Annotated in this window: 11 protein-coding genes; 3 read left to right on the top strand and 8 right to left on the bottom strand. The window is 43.1% G+C overall.

Annotated elements, in window-relative coordinates; genetic code table 11:
* Window positions 1-126: 126 nt before the first annotated feature.
* From HWQ43_RS25195 to HWQ43_RS25160, 8 genes are all read right to left on the bottom strand, one after another.
* Complete coding sequence (locus tag HWQ43_RS25195) at window positions 127-1,314, bottom strand: sugar MFS transporter (RefSeq protein ID WP_292738746.1); 1,188 nt, start codon at window positions 1,312-1,314, stop codon at window positions 127-129.
* Window positions 1,315-1,546: 232 nt separating this feature from the next.
* The gene (locus HWQ43_RS25190) at window positions 1,547-2,551 is read right to left on the bottom strand and encodes an SDR family oxidoreductase (RefSeq protein ID WP_292738744.1); all 1,005 of its coding nucleotides are present in this window, start codon (window positions 2,549-2,551) and stop codon (window positions 1,547-1,549) included.
* 468 nt (window positions 2,552-3,019) lie between these two features.
* Window positions 3,020-4,291 carry a carbamoylphosphate synthase large subunit gene (locus HWQ43_RS25185; RefSeq protein ID WP_292738742.1) on the bottom strand — a complete coding sequence of 424 codons (1,272 nt, stop codon included), beginning with the start codon at window positions 4,289-4,291 and terminating at the stop codon, window positions 3,020-3,022.
* Window positions 4,288-4,527: a hypothetical protein gene (locus tag HWQ43_RS25180; RefSeq protein WP_292738740.1), complete on the bottom strand. Its 240-nt coding sequence runs from the start codon at window positions 4,525-4,527 to the stop codon at window positions 4,288-4,290. Before HWQ43_RS25180 ends, HWQ43_RS25185 begins: the two co-directional genes overlap by 4 nt.
* A 120-nt stretch (window positions 4,528-4,647) precedes the next feature.
* The gene (locus HWQ43_RS25175) at window positions 4,648-5,187 is read right to left on the bottom strand and encodes a DOMON-like domain-containing protein (protein WP_292738738.1); all 540 of its coding nucleotides are present in this window, start codon (window positions 5,185-5,187) and stop codon (window positions 4,648-4,650) included.
* Window positions 5,184-6,302 (bottom strand): aminoglycoside phosphotransferase family protein, encoded by a 1,119-nt coding sequence (locus tag HWQ43_RS25170; protein ID WP_292738736.1) that lies wholly within the window; start codon window positions 6,300-6,302, stop codon window positions 5,184-5,186. Before HWQ43_RS25170 ends, HWQ43_RS25175 begins: the two co-directional genes overlap by 4 nt.
* 226 nt (window positions 6,303-6,528) lie before the next feature.
* Complete coding sequence (locus HWQ43_RS25165) at window positions 6,529-7,833, bottom strand: agenet domain-containing protein (RefSeq protein WP_292738734.1); 1,305 nt, start codon at window positions 7,831-7,833, stop codon at window positions 6,529-6,531.
* A gap of 169 nt (window positions 7,834-8,002) precedes the next feature.
* Complete coding sequence (locus tag HWQ43_RS25160) at window positions 8,003-8,236, bottom strand: hypothetical protein (RefSeq protein WP_292738732.1); 234 nt, start codon at window positions 8,234-8,236, stop codon at window positions 8,003-8,005.
* 309 nt (window positions 8,237-8,545) lie between these two features.
* On the opposite strand from HWQ43_RS25160, the gene HWQ43_RS25155 reads away from it, so the two are divergent.
* From HWQ43_RS25155 to HWQ43_RS25145, 3 genes are all read left to right on the top strand, one after another.
* Window positions 8,546-8,926, top strand: coding sequence for an endonuclease domain-containing protein (locus HWQ43_RS25155; RefSeq protein WP_292738730.1), 381 nt, complete (start codon window positions 8,546-8,548; stop codon window positions 8,924-8,926).
* Between the two features lie 259 nt (window positions 8,927-9,185).
* Window positions 9,186-14,546 (top strand): AAA family ATPase, encoded by a 5,361-nt coding sequence (locus HWQ43_RS25150; protein WP_292738728.1) that lies wholly within the window; start codon window positions 9,186-9,188, stop codon window positions 14,544-14,546.
* Between the two features lie 640 nt (window positions 14,547-15,186).
* Entirely contained in the window at window positions 15,187-17,205 is a 2,019-nt protein-coding gene (locus HWQ43_RS25145; RefSeq protein WP_292738726.1) for a carotenoid oxygenase family protein, read from the top strand.
* The last annotated feature ends 83 nt before the right edge of the window (window positions 17,206-17,288 follow it).

The raw sequence follows: 17,288 nt of genomic DNA, 5'->3' as shown, positions 1-17,288 counted from the left end.
GGTATTATATGATGTCCGCCTAATTAGTTATAATTCCGGCATCTGTGCAAAAACCAGGAAACCCTCTTTCCCCCTGCCCCCTGCTCCCCTGCCGTCTTAATGATAAGTCTTTAACCGAACACGATATTACTTGCCTTTTACCGAATGTTGCACTAGCCAGCAATGTAAGCCTACCATTAGAAACGCTAATGGCAGCATCAACATTGGGATGATTTCTAAACTTGTCCAACTTGCAATCCAGCCTGCTCCAGTGGGTATAATCGCTGCCCCCAAACTGGCAGCACTAGTGGCAATGCTAACAGCCGCAGGAACATGGGGGTCTGGCAATCGTTGAGGGATTAACCAAATGGTTGCAGGAAAGATGGCTGCCAACCCAAAGCCAATCAACGGCAAGCTAATCCATTGATCTGGCAGTTGCCACCAAGCAAGCAATCCAATCATTACAAGACTGAGCGACATACTGATTGTGCGGACTGCCCCAAGCCATTGCAAGAAATAACCTAAGATGAAACGTCCCAATGTTAATCCCACCCAGTAGGCACTAACGCTGTAACCAGCTATCAGCGTGGGAGTGTGACGAGCTACAGACTGCACAGTGTATGCCCAGTTACCAATGCAGGCTTCAGTACCAACATAAACCAGCAAAAGTAATCCAGTTAGCAGTACTATCGGATTTTGCAGCGCTCTGCCCAGATTTTCTAACGCAGTTGTTTTTGAGGGCAATACCCTTACTGTCATTGGTGTGTAGTTGAAGATGATTACGCCCAGCACGCTCACAATTAATAGGCTGACAATCCCGGCTAATACCCCATAAACCTGTCGCCAGTTCATGCCAACTGCTAACAAAGTAGTAGCGATCGCGGGGCCTGAAAGAGCGCCAATACCATAGAAAGCATGGAGCAAACCAATCAAACTGGCACTGCGGGAATCTTGCACAATGTAAGTGTTGATGCCTGCATCAATCAACCCAATGCCCAATCCCAACGCCGATCCAGCCGCAACCATGAGAAACCAGGAGGGTGAGATGGCATAGATCGTTAGTGCCATCGTCAGCGCAGCCGCAGCAATCAACAGCATTCGCGCTAACCCCAGCCGACTACTCACCAGACTGCTGGTGAATGCTGCCAGAATGTAGCCGCTAATTTGACTGAGAAACAGCAGGGTGACGGTTGCTGGAGTCAGGTTATAGGTAGAGAGAATGGAGGGCAGAAGCACTCCTAATCCTGCTTCAGCTATACCAATGGCTATAAAGGCATAAAAGGCGATCGCCGAACCTATCCACAGAGGCGGTAAGGTGCGTTGATAGTCTGTCATTGGCTGGAATGCTCCTGGATCGGACAATTTGACTGCTGAGATTTACTCAATTAATCAAGAAATTTATGGTTGTACAAAGTATGAATAGTTAAAAATATTTTTATAACTACCAAATGGCATTATTAGTAATTATCTCAAAATCTCATCACCATGTGGCTAAAAAGTCTACAAGGATTTATCTCAAATCCTTGTAAAAACTAGATTGCAAATTTTCCGAAAAGTTTATTTATCCTCAATCTTTGAATACTTGAGCTGCTAGCAACGCTAATGCTGCTGTACCAGCGATCGCACCCCACTGTAAAAGCGGATTTTTATCTAGCCAGTCGGAAACACTAGGTATAACTAAGTTACTAAAATCACCCTTAACTCTGTCGTCTTCAGGAACAGATTGGTAAAAATTATTTGGTGCATCTTCAGACTTCGCCTCAGAAGAACGTAGTAAATCGAAGCCGACGAGCAGTAACAGTGAATCTACTAATGATGGTGAGATGCGCTGTACCACATCTAATATTTTAGCTACATCCCCAACCAAGAAGTCACGAGTTGGATGTTCGGCTACGTAGAGGATAGCATCAGCTACAAGTTTAGGATCGTAGTAAGGTGGTATCCCAGAAGGCTTTACGCCTAATTTCGTCAGACCATTATTCCAAAAGGGAGTGTTGATCACCGCTGGTTTCACACTCGTGACGCTGATCGGCCATTTTTCATGTAGCAACTCAAGGCGCATGGCTTCGATAAAGCCCTCAACCCCGTGCTTGGCTGCTGAGTAAGCACTTTGGTAGGGGAGCGATCGCTTACCTTCCATTGAAGAGACGTGGATCAGTGCCCCCCTTCCCTCACGCTTCAGATGGGGTAGGGCTGCCATTGCACCATACACTTGTCCCATGAGATCGACATCAATGACATGCTTAAACTCTTCTGGTGTGATGTTGTCGAAAGTGGCAAAGATGCCGATAGCAGAGACATGTACCCATGTATCGAGTCGCCCGTACATCTCTACAGTTTTATCTGCGATCGCCTTAACTTGCTCAAATACTTCCACATCAGCTACGTAAAAAGTTGCCTCGCCGCCAAAGCCGCGAATCTCCTCCACTAAAGACTTTAGCTTCGATTCACTCCGAGCCGACACTACGACTTTTGCGCCGCGTCTAGCAAACTCAAGAGCTGTGACACGTCCGATACCGCTGGAGGCTCCGACGACCGAAACGACCTGCTGATTGATTGGCTTTAATTGCATAAGTGTTACTTTTTAAAATAAATTAGGAATTGGGAATTGGCTTCGACAACGTTAGAGACTTTAGCTTCAGTAGGTAATTCAGTCGCTTCATTAGTATCAGTTGTTATTAAAAATATTTCTTAATAACTCTCCTATACATATATGTTAATTATTATTACGGTTACATTTCTCTGTCTATTGGGGAATCTGAAAGCGCCACAGGAAGTAGATGTAAGCATTTTCTAGACTTTTAAGACTTTCGACTAATAAACATCAGGAACTTAGTCAACAAATCTCACAAAATCTCATCTGTCGCCTTTTACTTACTTCAGAGGATGTTTGAAAAGTCTGTAGTAGTGTATCAAATATTTGTTTACCCCACCCTAACCCTCCCCTTGCAAAGGGGAGGGAACTAGTAGATTTTCCGGTTTCCCCCCTTTACAAGGGGGGATTAAGGGGGGTAATTCGACTTTATCTGATTAAATCTGTTTAAGGCAGCCATTGTAATCCCTTATTCTGTAACTTCTGCTCGATCTGCTGCATTTCCTGGATAGTTTCTCCAGTCACGATCGCATAAATTTCGGTGTAGATTTTTCCGTATTTGACCCTCTCTAAAGCCGACAGAACGATTAAGTCCTTGCGATCTAGTTCTGATTTTAAGGTGACTAAAATTGAATCTAATGTTCCTTCCATGCGGTAGCTACTAGAATATTTAGCAACTTCCTTTCCCAGTCCCAGTAGGGTGTGACGCTGCAAGCACAATGGAGTCGATCCATTAACTCGGAAATTGGCATCGATCGCATAAAATTGTCCGTCTCGATCTTCCAGCACATCGAACCCAATCACGCCGAAATAACCCTGTTTGTGAGCATACTGACCAATGGCGGCAATCATCTCAAAGAACTTGCTCATGTCAGTGTTGCGGTAGTCAATCAGTCCCCCTAAATAATTACCTTCTGGAGTGACGAGTTGCCTGGTAGTGCCGATGAGGGTTATCTCTCCCGTTTTGTTGACATAGAACTGTACGCAGTAATTCTGCACTTCATTCTTAACGAACTCCGAGATAATAATCCTATCGAGCAACTTAATATTGAGATATTTCCTGATTTCTTCCAAGCAGTAGTTCAGATCGTTGAGGCTTTTGATGATATAAGTGCCTTCCCCTGAGAGTCCGTGGGACGTTTTAATTAAGTAGGGAAATTGTGGTAAATTAATGTCTTCTAAATTACAGGTGTGCAAATCGTAACTATCGTATTTTGGACATTGCACCCCCAGTTCGGCTAGGGTTACTTTGCTGAGTAAACGGTAATGAGTGTCTGAATCAACAGCGTGTTTTTCTTTTTTGAGGCGATCGAAGGGAAATAGAGTAATAAGTTTATCAAAGCGTTCGCTGTGGCTGAGATCGTCCAGATAAGTTAAGCGATCCATTATCAACCTATGGGAGTAGCTGAAGCCAAAATGCTCTTGCCAGTATGCAAGCAGAGACTTTGGCGGCGGATTAATCATAATTCCTGGAATGCGATCGCCTAACACAGCTAAAATTTTCCAAGGTTCCTTTTGGCAAATCTTGTCAAAAGAGGTTTTGGTGGCTTCACTACTGCCATCTTGAATAAAATATTTTTCCAGGTTGGGATAAGCAGCCCAACTGGCTGTTGCAGGGTAATTTAGGATAAATCCATAAGATGCATCTGTGATGTCTTGAGCAAATAGATCGGAAAGAGAACTTCCTTGAAAGTATTGAAAGTTATATTGTGAGTTCATTTAGCCCTCCCAGAAACCGCATCCTCAAACAATTGCACAGATACATCTTCTGTCTGCACTCCTGCCAGCATAACCTTATCTTGCTCAGAGACAATTTCTTTAGTAATTGCAGCTAAAACTTCAATAAATTTCGGCAAAATGAATCTATCTGTTGGTTGATTTTGTTTGGAAATCAGTTGTAATTGTTTTGTTTTACTATATCTTATAGCCTGAAGATTGCTATATTTTTTTCGCATAAGCTAAAATTTGGTAATTTGCTCTTTATTTATATACCTTACTTATCTTTTAATTAACTCTATCAAACGAAAGAAGTAAATCACTTTATTCTTTCTACGAAATAGTTGTTCATCTTAATTTTACAACTTAACAATAAAACTATTCCGCAGATGAAAGTCAGCCTCCTCACCTCTATGAGTTAAAGCCCAGTAACTCACATTACCATCTATATTTTTGATAACAGTAGTAATGCCAATTTCAATAGCTTGTTCTGCCGAGACGATTTTATCCAAATCGACATCTAACCCAAGTGCTAAACCGTCGGCTTGATTCTGAACATTAAATGGTAGCTTTTCAAAAGCTGTTTCCTCTTGCATTCCTTGACGATACCCATCAAAGCGATAGACATTCCAATGTCCGGCGGGGGAGAGGTTAAATTCCCAATACCGTGCAGAATCTTTGATGCCAAGGAAGAACTCAAAACAAGTGTCTTCCCATAATTCGTACTTGCGTGATGGTGCATTTGATGATGGAACAATTGCAATTTCTTTTAAATCACCTCCAAGGTTGTAGCAGATAGTAAGTTGATTAGCATTTCGGGAGATATTACCTGTAATTTTCAAATGAGGAAAGGACTCGGTAGAAGGGAAAAGTTGCAGGGAAAATGTCTGGTTGTTCATTTCATATCTTGGATAATTTTGCGAATCTGCGTTTCTTGAGATTCAATACTTTCAGTCAGCTTAAACTGAACGATCGCTCTTGCCAAGTTATGTTCTGAGTGCTTAACTTTGAAGTAGACATTTCCTGCTAAATAATCAGCAAAAAATCTCAGTCCTAGTTCAAAAGTAATTAGACGAATGGCATCATAGATGTATGCATAATCATTCTCGGTCAGAAATGCCTTAGCCACAGCGAGATAACCCTGGAGGATTTCTTGACACAAATCGGTATCGAAATAAATACTTTCCCAATTCTCGGTTTCTTCACCAGCCGGATTGCAACCCGATCGCAGGCAATCACCAATATCGTAATGTACCAGACCGGGTTTCACGGTGTCCAGGTCGATGACGCTAACGGCTTGCTGGGTAACAATGTCAAACATCACGTTATTGATTTTGGGATCGCCGTGCATCAGACGTAGAGGTAACTTGCCTTCAGCTTTGGCATTTTCTAGGATATGTGCAAAGGTTTGGCGATCGCTAACAAACTGTAAGCAATAATTAACTTCCGAAGATTGACGCACACTAGTTTTCGCCAAAACTTCATCGTAATGCTGGAGATAGAACGGTGTAATATGGAAGCCTTTGAGGGTGTCAGCAACTTTTTCTGCTGGCAAATCGCTGATCAAATTGTGGAACATCCCCAAGGCATAACCGATTTCTTTGGCGTATGAGCGATCGCGCATACTATCAAAAGACTGGGAGCCTTCAATAAAGCTGATTGCCCGCCAAAAGGAGCCATCTGCATCCTTCCAGTGGTCTTGAGCGTTTTTGGTCAACAGTACGCGTGGTACTTCCCAGCGACGATTAAGGGGTATATCCTGCAACCTTTTTTGAACGTGTTCAGTGAAGGTACACATATTCTGCATAATCAGTTCTGGCTGACGAAACACTTGCGTGTTGATGCGTTGCAAGACAAAATGTTGCTCTTTTGAAGAATCTAGAGTTGCTAAAAAGGTGTCATTGATATTACCACTGCCCAAAGCTTGAACGTCAGTAACCTTTCCCAGTTGGGTAAATTGGTTAGCGATCGCCACCAGATTTTCTGCGCCTTGTGTATTGAATTCTTGTATCATCTGTTTGACCTGTACTACTCCTCACGTACATTGCACGAAAGCAATAGGGGATATCGTAGCGCAAGTATCAAGATAATTCGTAATTGATTACCGAACTGTCAATTATAAATTTTTAAAAGTACTAGAGCAATCCTGAATCTATTCGTGAAAACAAGATCCCCGACTTTTTTGAAAAGTCGGGAATCTGCGGGTTGCAATTCTCGTCAACCCCGTGCTAATTCAACAGTTAGGAAATCTCATCGCTATCAACCCACTCGTCATAAGATGAGTCATAACCAATGTAGTGAAGAAAGTATTGCTGACCTTGGACTTTCTCAATCGTTGCGGAATACCAAGCCTCTTGGTCATCATCCCAACATTTTACTTTTTGACTTACTGCATATCCATTTTCATCAGTGGAGCGAAGATCGCGAGTCCGAATGTCATCTTCGCCTACCCACTCGTCATAAGATGAACCGTAACCAAGGTAATGAACAAAGAACTGGTCATCTTCGATTTTCTCAATAGTTCCTTGATACCAATCCTCGTCATCATTATCCCAGACTTCTACTGTTTTGCTGACTTCATACTGAGTCTTATCTGATTTAGCAGCAGATGAGACATCTTGAATCGGCTTTTGTTCCTCTTGTTTTATTTCCTCTTTTACTAGAGTGTATGCTTGCAAAATCAAACTGCGAACGACAGTTTGAATTCCTGTATGCTCGTAGTAATTGGTTGTTTGATCTAAGAATGCTGCAACTAAATCTAAATTATCATCAGCAATCTGAATAAAATTACCCAAATGACTAGAAATTGATTGCGGGGTTACGCCCGTCTTGGATACTAAATTAGTCATCCAGCCTTGCACGGAGTTGAAACCCTGATTGATAAAACCAACTTTATCAGAAGGATTGCTGCCTGGAAGAAAGTTATTAACGGCTAAGAAAACTGGATTTTGAGTTATTGCACTAGAATCAGTACCATTAATAACTCCATGAATTTTGCTGAGAAAGTCAGGCCCCAATGGCAGAATTCCATCTAGACAAACTAAAGCTACCATCCGCATTAGGGATGCATTTTGATAGTTATTAGTTAAGGAATTAGCAAACTCTTGGGGATTGGGTTGAGGAATGCCGTTTAGTTTACAAAAGGCGATGATTTCGACAGCAATTTTCAATACCAAGTCAATAGATTGAGTGACATCAGCTTTAGGAGTAATTTTGCCTAAAAAGGAGAGAAAGCCGATTTTTTCACTAACTTTATTTGCTAAAGCCGCCGCTGCCATCGCTGTGTCTGCCTTATCAATTGTTTGATAAAGTTTGATTGCAAACTGGTAGCCTTGTTGAGGATCTTCGTATAAGGTGACAGCGCGATCGCGAATTTTCTGAATTACTTTAGCATCGGTTTCTCCAGTAATGGCGCGGATATTATTGTCAAACCCCGTCAAATTGCTCCATTCACCTGGTGCTACATAATCAAGAGCCTTTAAAACTTTGACAGTAATATTGTCAGTCGGTAACTCGTCAACCAACTGAATAATTGATTTATCCATCAGCCGATCCTCAAAACTCATAATATCGTTACAACACGGTTCAGAGCAGCCCACATCTAGCGCTGGGCAATTACTAAACCCTATTTATAGAGTTCCCCAACCTGACCAAAAAATAACCATGTTAGTAACAGAGGTTACACCTAAAGATGCTGTAACATAAGTCTGTTTCTCATAACGTCAAAACGGAAGTCGCTACAGGGAAGGCGGAAGTCGCTACAGGGAAGACGGAAATCGCTACAGGGAAGACGGAAGCCACTACAGGGAAGGCGGAAGCCACTACAGGGAAGGCGGAAGCCACTACAGGGAAGACGGAAGTCGCTACAGGGAAGACGGAAGCTACTACAGGGAAGGCGGAAGCTACTACAGGGAAGACGGAAGTCGCTACAGGGAAGACGGAAGTCACTACAGGGAAGACGGAAGTCGCTACAGGGAAGACGGTAGCCGCTACAGGGAAGAAGATTTTTATCTTTACTCGGTAATATGTGGTTATTTAACAGAGCATTAAAAATACCCCACCCTAACCCTCCCCTTGCAAAGGGGAGGGAACTAGATTTTCCGGCTTCCCCCCTTTGCAAGGGGGGATTGAGGGGGGTAATTCAACTTCTGTATACACGGTAGCCTTGCAAAGGGGAGGGAATTGTATTCCTAGTTTCCCCTCTTTGCAAGGAGGGATTAAGGGGGGTAATTTGGAATTACCAAAAATCAAAATGTTATGACAGAGCTTTATAACAAAACCTCGGAGAAAGAAAAAAGACGATCGCTCCGTAATAATATGCCATCTGCTGAAAAGATTGTGTGGGAAAGGTTGAAAAATCGGCAAATTGATGGTTGCAAATTTCGTAGACAGTACAGTATTGATGTATTTGTTGTGGATTTTTATTGTCCTGAATTAAAACTTGCTATAGAAATTGATGGTAATAGCCATTTTCAAGAAGGAGCGCAGGTTTATGATTATGAACGACAATGTTTTCTTGAATCCAAAGGGACTTGTTTTTTGAGGTTTACAAATCAACAGGTTTATCAAGAGTTGGAAGGTGCGATCGCAATGATTGCACAAACGGTTTGTCAATTGCGGAAGATTACCCCACCCTAACCCTCCCCTTGCCAAGGGGAGGGAACAGTTTCCCCCCAATGCATCGGGGGGATTAAGGGGGGTAATTTGACTTGTGTGTACACCGTAGCTCTCTACGCAACATCACATAACAAATAAATTTATATGCATTAAGCGATCGCTTTCGTTCGATCTACTCATAGTTTGTAAACTGTAGCATTCGGCTAATCTCTGTTCACTTGCAAGGTGAATAATTTATACTAAATAGGCCCTAACAATACAGCAAAAGCTTGAGTAATTTATGATCGCACTGGAAGGGTATAAAGTCCTGACAGAACTGCACACAAGCCCTAATTCTCAGGTTTATCGGGGATATCGAGAGTTAGATCGACAACCAGTAGTACTGAAAGTTCTGTGGCAAGAATACCCATCCCCAGAAGCGATCGCTCGGTTTAAACTTGAATACGATCTCACGCGCCGCTTTCAAGCGCCTGGAATCATCCAAGCCTACGACTTAAAAAAATATCAAAACACCTTAGTCTTAGTTTTAGAGGATTTTGGTGGACAACCTCTGCGTGAGTTACTCAATCAATCGCCTCTACCGCTACAGAATTTTTTGCAATTAGCTATACAAGTAGCAGCAGCTTTAGAAGAAATTCATCAGCAACAGATTATTCATAAAGACATTAATCCTGCCAATATTCTTCTCAATCCCACGACTCAACAAACGAAAATAATTGACTTTGGCATTGCTACTTTGCTGTCGCGGGAAAATCCCACGTTGCGAAACCTGAATGTTTTAGAAGGGACTCTCGCTTATATTTCTCCCGAACAAACAGGACGGATGAATCGCTCGATTGATTATCGCACCGATTTTTACTCTTTGGGAGTCACTTTCTACGAACTGTTGACTCAGCATTTACCTTTTATTAGCGACGATCCTGTAGAACTGGTTCACAGTCACATTGCCAAACAACCGATTCCGCCCGATCGAATCAATCCCCAAATTCCGCCAGCGCTTTCGCAAATTGTGATGAAGTTGCTGGAAAAAACTGCTGAGGCGCGTTATCAAAGTGCTTTTGGATTAAAGGCAGATTTACAGCAATGCCTGGAAATGTTGAATACTACAGGGCAAATTCCCTTATTTGAACTAGGACAACACGATTGCTCCGGTAGATTTCAAATTCCTCAAAAATTATACGGGCGAGAAGCGGAAGTGGCAAATTTGCTGGCAGCTTTTGAGCGAGCTAGTCACGGACAGAGTGAAGTGATGCTGATTGCAGGTTATTCTGGGATTGGCAAATCAGCCCTAGTTCAAGAAATTTATAAACCGATTACTCAGCAACGGGGATATTTTATTTCCGGGAAGTTTGACCAGTTCCAACGCAACATTCCCTACAGTTCTTTAATTCAAGCCTTTCAAGCTTTAATTCGCCAACTGTTAACTACAAGTGAAGCCGAAATTACTACTTGGCGCAAAAAATTATTAGATGCTCTTGGTGTCAATGGCCAGGTGATTATCGAAGTGATTGCAGAGGTGGAACTGATTATTGGTCAGCAGCCACCCGTTATAGAACTATCGCCCAAGGAAGCGCAAAGTCGGTTTAATTTAGTCTTGCAAAACTTCATTAAGGTCTTTACCCAAAAGGAACATCCTTTAGTGATGTTCTTGGATGACCTGCAATGGGCAGATAGTGCATCACTCCAGCTGATTCAGTTGTTAATGAGTCAAGCAGACAGTCAATATCTGTTGCTGATTGGTGCTTATCGTGATAATGAAGTAGATAAAAGCCATCCCCTGTGGACAACGATCGCATCTTTAGAACAAGCAGGGGTGGCTATTCACGAACTCACCTTAACACCCTTAGCATTACCTGAAATTCAACAACTTCTCAGCGATACCCTCAACAATGCCGATTTAGCAGATGTTACTCCTTTAGCAGAACTGCTTCAGCAGAAGACTAACGGCAATCCCTTCTTCATGAATGAGTTTCTGAAGTCGCTGTATGCAGAAGAATTACTCCAGTTTAATTTCACTCAGCGACAATGGCAGTGGCAACTGGCAAAAATCCAAGCGGCCCAGATTACTGATAACGTAGTTGAGTTGATGGCGCTGAAAATTCAAAAGCTGCCAGTTGCCACCCAGGAAGCTTTAAAATTAGCAGCTTGTATTGGCAATTCTTTTGATTTGCATACTTTAGCGATCGCTAGCTCAAAATCCCTTGCAGATGTAGCCGCCCAACTCTGGGAAGCTGTGCAAACAGGGCTAATTCTACCCCAAGGCAATGACTACCAACTCTTGCAAGTTGCCGACCTAGAAGTAACAGCGTTGACAAATTTGGATGTAGTCTACAAATTCCTGCACGATCGCGTCCAGCAAGCTGCCTATTCACTGATTTCTACTGACCAAAAACAGGCAGTACACTTGCAGATTGGGCAACTATTATTACAAGGCATTACTCCCCAAAAGCAAGAAGAAAGGATTTTTGACATTGTTAACCAACTGAATTTCGGCATCAACCTAATTACAGACCCTCAACAGCGACAAAAATTAGCTCAGTTGAATTTAACAGCAGGTAACAAAGCCAAAGCCTCAGCAGCCTATCAGCCAGCTTTAGATTATCTGACAATGGGGATTAACAGCCTAGCAGCTAGTTGTTGGCGGCAGCAGTATCAGCTAGCTTTGGCATTGCACACCGCCGCCGCCGAAGCTGCTTATCTGGGTGGGAACTTTGAACGCATGGATGCACTCACAGATGAAGTACTGCAAAAGACCCGCAGCACAGTCGATCAGGTGCAAGTTTATGCCATCAAAATCCAAGCTGCGATCGCTCGCGATCAACTCTTAGCAGCTTCTCAACTCGGTCTGCAAGTTCTGCAACTACTGGGCATTCCCTTAGCTAGCAACCCCGGTCAACCGCAAATTATGCTGGGATTGTTAAAAACTAAATTTGCTTTGGTAGGTAAGCAGGTACACACCTTAGTTGACTTGCCAAAACTCACCCATCCCACAAAATTAGCGGCAATTCGCATCCTTGCTAGTATCGCCTCCGCGACCTACCTCGCAGCCCCGAATGTTTTTCCTTTAACGGTCTTTAAACAGGTAGAAATATCCGCTAAATATGGCAATGCGGCGGAATCAGCCTTTGCCTACGCTACCTATGGCTTAATTCTCTGTGGCGTCGTTGGGGATCTGCAAGGGGGATATAAATTTGGTGAATTAGCCTTGAAAGTGCTAGACCGCTTCAATGCCAAGCACCTGCAAGCGAGAACTTTATTTGTAGTTAATTCCTTTGTCCGCCATTGGCAAGAACCACTCCAAAATACTATTCCTTCACTGCAAGCCGCATTTCAAATTGGGCGTGATACGGGTGATACCGAATACTCTGCATTTTGTGCCAATACATCCTCTATGCATTCCTATTTTTCTGGTCAAAATCTGGCTGAATTAGATGAATGTTTAGCTATTTACGCAGAAACAGTTCAGCAGTTTAAGAAAAAACCGATATTTGTTCTCATTCAACTTTATCGCCAAGTAGTTGCTAATTTACAGGGCAAAAATACTAATCCCTGTCAGTTAGTGGGCGAATTTTATGATGCAACGGCTATGTTAGCCCAGCATATCGAGAGTAACTATCGCACAGCTATTTTTTATATTTATACTAATCACCTAACGCTGAATTATTGGTTTGAAGATTATGCTACAGCCGTCAAAAATGCTGATTTAGCAATTCCTTATTTAGATGCAGTTGTGGCTTTATATATTGTAGGATGGTTCCACTTTTATGACTCTTTAGGACGACTAGCTTTAGCTTCTGTTGTTAGTGCGACAGAACGTCAGAAGTTACTCCAGCGAGTAGCAGCAAACCAGAAAAAATTGCAAGTCTGGGCAAAATTTTCTCCTGTCAACTATACCCATAAATTGGCGCTAGTAGAAGCAGAATGGCATCGGGTGCATGGAGAATCTAGTCAGGCGATCGCCTATTACGATCGCGCCATTGCCTTAGCCCAAGAAAACCAGTATTTGAATGAAGCGGCTCTCGCCAATGAATTGACTGCGAAATTTTATCTAGCCCAGAACAAATCCAAGATCGCCCAAGTTTATCTGCAAGAAGCCCGCTATCTTTATTTGCAGTGGGGAGCGATCGCTAAGGTAAAAGATTTAGAAGCCAAGTATCCCCAACTTTTAACGCGCATTCTAGAAAAAACTGTTAACTCAACTTTATCAACCACTACTTCTAACCCGACTGGACTCACAAGTACCAGTCGCTCAGAATCATTGGATTTGGTGACAGTTATCAAAGCTTCTCAAACCCTTTCCGAAGAAATTCAGCTAGATAAACTTTTATCTAATTTAATGCGGATTTTAATGGAAAACGCCGGGGCGCAACGAGGATTTTTGTTGTTGTCAACCAAAGGTAAATTTCTAATTGAAGCTCAGGGAACCGTTGGTGAGAATACTATTCAGGTATTGGAATCACTCAGTATTGAAAATAACCAAATTCTCTCGACTGCGATCGTTAACTATGTGATTCGCACTAAAACTAATGTAGTTCTAAACGATGCCATCAACGAAGCAGTAGGGATTGGGGAATTCATCAAAGACCCCTACATTCGCCAATACCAACCGCGATCGATTCTGTGTACTCCCTTAATTAACCAAGGAAAGTTAGCAGGAATTGTCTATTTAGAAAATAACTTGACAACCGGAGCATTTACCCCAGATCGTTTGGAGTTGCTCAACTTACTTTCAGCACAAGCAGCTATTTCCATTGAAAATGCCCGTTTGTATACAGATTTAGCCGCACTCAACAAAGCTTATGAGCGCTTTGTCCCGCGTCAATTTCTGCAATTTCTCAATAAGCAAAGCATTATAGATGTGCAATTAGGCGATCAGGTGCAGCGAGAAATGTCAGTCTTATTTACCGACATTCGCGCCTTCACCACCCTTTCCGAAAGTATGACTCCCGCCGAGAATTTCCGATTTATTAACTCCTATCTCAGTCGTATGGAGCCGATCATTCTGGAAAACAATGGCTTTATCGACAAATATATTGGTGATGCCATCATGGCCTTGTTTGCCGGAGATGCCGATGATGCAGTACAGGCGGGAATTGCCATGTTGCAGACATTAACAACCTACAACGAAAAACGCCAAACCAAGGGCTACTCACCAATTCAAATTGGTATTGGGATTAATACTGGTTCGCTAATTTTGGGGACAGTCGGCGGGTTGAATCGCATGGATAGCACAGTGATTAGTGATGCGGTTAATCTAGCAGCGCGAATCGAAGGATTAACCAAAACATTCAACGCCCCACTCCTAATTACCGACCAAACTTTTGAGCGCTTACAAAATCGCGATCGCTATGGTATTCGTGTAGTTGGTCAGGTAAAGGTGAAGGGTAAAACGAATGCTGTGACTGTTCATGAAGTGTTTGCAGCCGATCCCCAAAAAGTTAGTGCAGGTAAAACAGCGACTTTAGAAGTATTTGCGTCAGCATTAGCGTGTTACGAACAACAAGAATTTGCCGCAGCAGCCAAATATTTTCAAGATTGCTTGCAGCAAAACCCGTGGGATCAAGTTGCGCAGATATATCTTGAGCGCTGTCAGCCGGGAAAAGAAATAGCATCAATTTTTACTGAGGCAGTTAAATTTTAAGGGATTTACCATACTGATTGCTGACTAAATGAAGAAGTACTCAGTAATTAATTACCCCCCTTAATCCCCCCTTGGAAAGGGGGGAGACCGGAAATCTAGTTCCCTCCCCTTTGCAAGTTCGCTTGCAGTACAACACAGACCCAACTTTGATGGGGGAGACCGGAAATCTAGTTCCCTCCCCTTTGCAAGTTCGCTTGCAGTACAACACAGACCCAACTTTGATGGGGGAGACCGGAAATCTAGTTCCCTCCCCTTTGCAAGTTCGCTTGCAGTACAACACAGACCCAACTTTGATGGGGGAGACCGGAAATCTAGTTCCCTCCCCTTTGCAAGTTCGCTTGCAGTACAACACAGACCCAACTTTGATGGGGGAGACCGGAAATCTAGTTCCCTCCCCTTTGCAAGGGGAGGGTTAGGGTGGGGTAAAACCGTGATTTATCAGCTATTTCAAACTTATGTATACACGGTAGCCCGTTGTAGACAGTCTTTCAACTCAGCACTCTTCATAGTTGGATTCAAAAATCCTGAAAAAGCTGATGTTTGGACATTTGAGGGCAAAAACTCAATTTTTAAATTAAAACCTAATGTTATACCTAAAAGCAAAACACCAAATCAGAGTGCAATTCCAGGGTATCAATTAATGAATCCTAAAATTTCCGAACCCCGATTTCCAGAGGCAGCAATGACTGCCAGCCGTCAGGAACTATCGAATTTACCGCTGAATACGATCTATGGGCATATACCGACAGATTTATCTGGGCACATGTTCATTATTGCTCCTGTAGGTAGTGTTGCTTCTGGGGGTTTACCCAATCCAAATGCAACCCATATTTTTAACGGTGATGGGATGATTTACCGCTTAGACTGGCAAGACGGACAGGTTACTGTCAAGACGAAACTGGCACGTACACCTTGCTATTATGCAGATCAAGCAACTTTTAAAAATCTTGCTTATCGCTCTTATCAATTTCGCGATCATGGGTTGTTGCGCTTCTCCCCTTCCTTGGGCTTGCGAGATGAGGTAGATATTGCCTTTCTCGCCTTTAATACGGCTAAAGACAGCCAAGAGCGATTAATGATTACTTATGACGCTGGTCGTCCTTACGAAATTGATACCAGCAGTCTAGAAGTTATTACCCCGGTGGGTGCTAACACTGAGTGGAAACCGTTTCTACCTTTTTCCTATCCTTTCCCCCCTGTGTTGAGTACGTCTCACCCAACCTTTGATGGTTATACTAACGAAGTTTTCTTAGTTAACTATGGGCGATCGCTGAGTAATTTTCTTGAAAGTGCGCGTTTCATTTATGACCTCGAACAACTGCCCCAGGAATTCGAGCAACTGCTAAGTGCGATCGCTCAACTTTTAGACAACAATCCTTTGCGGATTCCTTTGGGAATGTTCTCGAAGTTTTCTCAAGGTGTCTGGCAACAATTGATTGGCTGGATTGAGAATTTGTTGGGAACTGCCATGCCAGATTTTGTTTATCTGTTGCAGTGGGATGGTGTCGGTAAACTCCAGCGCTGGCAGTTGATGCTGCCGGATGGTTCCCCGGTGCGAATTGAACAAAGTATGCATCAGTTGGCAGTTACCAAAGATTACGTGGTGCTGATGGACACTTCCCTGAAGATTGGCCCAGAACAAATCCTCAATAATCCCATTCCCGATAGTTTGGAAACTGAGCGCCTCCTGCGGCGATTACTGACGCGATCGCAGCAACCCAATTCTCCCATTTACATTGTGCGTCGGGCTGACTTGAAGGCAGATGTGACTACTGTGGTAGTCCGCCCAGCCGTAATTCCTTTAGAAACAGTGCATTTTTTGACCGATTACGAAAACCCTGACGGTCAAATCACAATGCATACTGCCCATCTCTGCGCTACAGATATCGCTGAATGGGTTCGCAAGTATGACATCTCAAAATTCGATGCTCCCAAATCTGCGCCTCTGTGGTTGGGAGGAATGCTGGCTAATGGGCAAATGGATGTCGGTCGTCTGGGTCGCTATCAAATAGACGGCGAGACAGGTCAGATTCGAGATGCTAAAGTAATTTACGATACTCGCCGTCATTGGGGTATAGGGTTCTACGCTTGCCAGGAAAAGCTGGCCTCTGGATTGCCTCCGAAGCGGATTGATAATATTTATTGGCAATCCCTCGGTTTTTGGCCAGAACTGCTGACTGAATTTATTTACAACTTGTACGAAAACTATCCCTATCGGGCTGTACCACTAAAAGAATTACTGCAACGAGAAGAAGCATTCAATCGCCCTTCTTCTTTGTTCCGGGTAGATACAATCAAGATGGAGGTAGCAGATTTTTATGATGCGCCCTCCGGTTACTTCATCAGTTCACCCCAGTTTGTACCGAGATTGAACAGCAATGGCAGTTCTACAGATGGCTATATCGTTTGTACGGTATTTGGGGGGAATAACAACGAAATTTGGATCTTCCAAGCCGATCAATTAGGGGCTGGGCCTATATGTAAGTTGAGCCATCCCCAACTGGATTTTGGCTTCACAATGCACACTACTTGGTTATCTGCGATCGCACCTCGCACTGCTAATTACGATATTCCGGTGCGACAAGACTATGAATCGTTACTTAACCAGCCAGCCATTCAGCAATTATTCGCAGAAGCAGTTTATCCGCATTTTCAGTAGAAATTGCGATTTGGCAAAGAGCATATACCCCACATTCCGCAGGGCGTGTTAAAAAAGAAGATAATATTTTCGACAAGGGGCAC

It is taken from the genome of Nostoc sp. JL31 (assembly GCF_017114965.1).
Lineage (GTDB): Bacteria > Cyanobacteriota > Cyanobacteriia > Cyanobacteriales > Nostocaceae > Nostoc > Nostoc punctiforme_A.
This window is presented reverse-complemented; position numbering and strand designations above follow the sequence as displayed.